Source organism: Achromobacter arsenitoxydans SY8, from assembly GCF_000236785.1.
Taxonomy (GTDB): Bacteria; Pseudomonadota; Gammaproteobacteria; order Burkholderiales; family Burkholderiaceae_B; genus Achromobacter; species Achromobacter arsenitoxydans.
In genome coordinates this window covers 1-674 of the sequence record NZ_AGUF01000077.1, presented here as the reverse complement: position 1 = coordinate 674, position 674 = coordinate 1, and the positions used below count along the sequence as shown (strand labels likewise).

Sequence of the window (674 nt, the reverse complement as noted above, 5' to 3'; positions counted from 1 at the left end):
TATATGACTCAGGTCGTCGTCACGATGAAGCTGGGCGAGTACTACACGCTGATGTGCAAGCAAATTACCGAAGACCGCAACAAGCTTGTCGCGGCCATCGAGCAAGCCACCGGCAAAGCCCACAGGCAGGTACGTTCGGTATTGACGGGCGGCGTGCTCAGCCTGGCGTTGAGCGACCCCAAGCTGGCCGAGCAGGCAGTGGACGTGGTGTTGTGGGTGGAAGGCACGGCTTCAGACCTGCGCCAGCGCTTCGGCAACCTGGCCCAGGATGCCGGCGCCGTCATCGGCGATGCCACGCACAGGGCGGGCGTTGCCCTGGGTGAACTGAGGGTGCTCGCCGGCACGCTGGAGCCGGGCGCGCGCAAGGCGCTGGCCGGACTGCAGCTCAGCGCCTATCAGGCCGCCGAGCTGGCGCAGTCCAGCCTGCGCGGCGCACGCAGTGCCGCCAGCATCGCCCGGGGCGCACTGGGCAGCGCAGAACTGCTTCTGGCTGTCGGCGCAACCTACCTGCTGTCGCAAAGCCTGCGCACAACGATCGACACCGTCGACCAGACCTTGGGCGCCAAGCACGAAGAAGCCGTGCTGGCGCTGTACTCGGCCTCGATTGGGGTGCTGGGCGGGAGCATCGAAGTGGTGGGGCTGACGATGAAGGGCGGCGCCACCAAGGCGAAGGC

The 674-nt window shown here is 66.9% G+C and carries 1 protein-coding gene; it reads left to right on the top strand.

Annotated elements, in window-relative coordinates; translation table 11 throughout:
* On the top strand, positions 1-674 hold a 674-nt coding region (locus KYC_RS29745), incomplete at both ends, for a hypothetical protein (RefSeq protein WP_008167468.1).